At 35.9% G+C, this 2,846-nt stretch carries 2 protein-coding genes; both read left to right on the forward strand.

The window, feature by feature from the left end:
• Positions 1–152 precede the first annotated feature (152 nt).
• On the forward strand, positions 153–1,367 hold the full coding sequence (locus KSO91_RS16785) for a phosphoribosyltransferase-like protein (protein ID WP_238744171.1): 1,215 nt from the start codon (positions 153–155) through the stop codon (positions 1,365–1,367).
• 147 nt (positions 1,368–1,514) lie between these two features.
• Positions 1,515–2,654, forward strand: coding sequence for a reverse transcriptase family protein (locus KSO91_RS16790; protein ID WP_238744172.1), 1,140 nt, complete (start codon positions 1,515–1,517; stop codon positions 2,652–2,654).
• The last annotated feature ends 192 nt before the right edge of the window (positions 2,655–2,846 follow it).

Below are 2,846 nucleotides of genomic sequence, written 5' to 3' on the forward strand. Positions count from 1 at the left end.
GCTGGTCGACTGGTACTAGGGTCGTGTTTTACACGAGTGAATATATAACTGAAGAGCCGGATGCGGTAGTTCCGCACGTCCGGATCTGTGTGGGGTCGGTCTGGTAACAGATCGTTCTACCACGATGCATCACCAGCAAATATGGGTTACACATGGCATTCGATATAAAAGAAATCCCATTAGTAAAAAAATGGCTAATGCAGTTCGATATGGTTGATAGATATGCAGCAGAACTGTTGTTGCAATCACTCAACTATGTAAGTCTTTCAGATTTTGAAAAAAGTATACAAAACCAAGTTGAAGAAATAGTTGAAAATGTCCAAAAATCTAATAATTCATGTGTAGCCATTTTTACTGTTTCAAAAAATTTACAAAACAAATTCAATATAGATAAAGAGCGAAAATTAGAAAACGATAGTTCTGGTCGAATCGGTCATACTTTGAAAAATTTAGAAAGAAAATTAAATAAATTAGGTAAACGAGTTGAGCTTTCGCCTAGGGTAGCGTCAATGTCTCAAATGAAAGTACGTCATATAATATATGTAGACGACTTTATCGGTTCCGGGAAAAGGTTTACTGATTTTTGGAGAAAAGATGTCTCAAAATCAGTTAAAAGTTGGGTCTCAGGTGGTTATTGCAAAATATGGATAGTATCTCATACGGTTCATAAAATAGGATTAGAAAAAATTAGTAAAAATATTACTGCCATCGATGCTTCGAGGGTGAAGAGTCAGAACCTGATTGAATCTTCTCAGCTATTACGAAATGAAAGAATAAAACAATTATTAATTAAATATGCATCAAGAACAAATAAAAATGGTGCTGCGTTAGGTTACGGAGATAACTGCTCTCCTGTCGTTTTTCAGTATGGGTGCCCAAATAATTCACCAGCTATTTTGTGGGCAAACGGAAAACCAAATAAAAAAACAAATAGCATTTCAGATCAGCGTTGGGATTCTCTATTTAGTGAACGTTCAGTTGATGCGTCTCTTTATCCCTTATTTGAAAATAACATTTCATACTTAACATACCCTGAATTGTTATGGACAGTTGGACAATATCAGTTAGCTTTGAAGTTTTGTGAAGAAACAGATAAGTCTGCAAGACTTTATAACTTAATTCTCGCGTTATCATCAAGTAAATACACTCGAAAGAAAATCGAGGAGGTGTTGCTACCGATTAAAGATAAGTCAGGAGAAGCTATCAATAAATTAATAAAATTTGGCCTCATTGATAAGAACATGAAGCTGTCAAAATTTGGTGAGGATGTGTTAGAAAACAATCGTAAAAACAAAAAAATATTTGTTGATAAAGAATATGAAAACTTCTATCCTACTAGCTACTTAGGGTTTCATCGTGAAATTTAGTGTTAGCTGGTCTAACTTCAGCAGAGAGTGGATTCCACTTCTCAATGGAAATGTCTACTATTGCGCAAGGGTAATGCAAAAGCTTTGTTCATGCGTAGGCTTCATTCCAAATCTTTTGCATCACCCTCACTTCGTGAGGTTAAGTAGATGAATCGATGGAACCCTAATACCTACCACCGAAATGGCTTAGAAAAAGGATTTGATCCTGATTATCTATTAACTTTGGTTAAAAGTGGCAAAGCCATAAAATCAAAACATAAGCCTGTTATATTTACACTTTCCCATTTGGCGAACTGTACAGACACTCAGTACTCTGATCTTCATGCATTTGTATCGAGAAAAGGATATTTTTCTGACACTAACCCTCATTATCGGACATTTAGCATAAAAAAACGGACTGGGGGGCAAAGAACCATTCACGCACCTCATCCTGTTTTGAAAATAGTTCAATCATGGATTGCTAGGAATATATTGGCTGATGCTAATATTCATGAGGCAGCTAAAGCATATAAAAAAGGGGAGTCAATTGTTGACAATGCTTCGCCTCATTGCGAAGCCGAGTGGTTATTAAAGTTGGATATTTGTGATTTTTTTCACAATTGTTCTGAACGTCAAGTTTATTATGTCTTTAAAAGCATGAACTACTCATCGTTGCTATCACTTGAGCTAGCGAGATTGTGCACAAAAGTAGATGATAAAAGACCTCTACACCGGTGGAATAACACTAACAAACAATACAAAATTGAAGAGTATAGTTCATTTCGTGTTGGTAGCTTACCCCAAGGAGCTCCTACTAGCCCTGCCTTATCGAATCTGATTTGCGAAACATTAGATGAAATATTGATCATGTTATCTTTGAAGTACTCTGGTTGTTATACAAGGTACGCAGATGATTTAACATTTTCTTTCAATAACTCAACTCGGGCAAAAGTCATGGATTTTAAACGCCAAGTTTCAAATGAGTTAAAAAAATTCGGCTTTGAAATAAATAAACAGAAAACAAGGGTTATCCCTCCAGGTGCAAGAAAAATAGTAACAGGTTTAAATGTTAATGGAAGCCAACCGTCATTAACAAGGGAGCTGAGAGACAAAATTAAAGCAGACTTATACTATTGTAAAAAATATGGTGTTGTTAATCATTGTGAAAAAAATAAATATAAATCAATAATTGGATTTTCAAATCACATGAAAGGAATGATTTCTTTTGTATATTCGGTGAACCCTGAATTAGCGGGAAAGTACAAAATAAAATATGATGAATTGGATTTGCCTACATTGGTGTTGTGATACTAACAAACAAGGATAGGTGTCGCGAAGCCGACACCTTATCTGGGTGTTGGACAAGCCCGAACGAGGTGAGCTTACGGCTGCATAGTTTGACTTGGGCGGTTAGCCCAATTCAGTCTTTTTTGGAAAGCAAGTCAGCCGTTACTCACTATTTTCTAGATAATTCCATGGCAGGTAATTTTCTGGGTTGGC

This window comes from Psychromonas antarctica (assembly GCF_022267535.1).
In the GTDB taxonomy this organism is placed as follows: Bacteria; Pseudomonadota; Gammaproteobacteria; order Enterobacterales; family Psychromonadaceae; genus Psychromonas; species Psychromonas antarctica.

What these genes read in the sequence shown, in the direction of transcription:
- KSO91_RS16785 (WP_238744171.1), top strand. Translation starts at nt 153, where the DNA reads ATGGCATTCGATATAAAAGAAATCCCATTAGTAAAAAAATGGCTAATG.
- KSO91_RS16790 (WP_238744172.1), top strand. Translation starts at nt 1,515, where the DNA reads ATGAATCGATGGAACCCTAATACCTACCACCGAAATGGCTTAGAAAAA.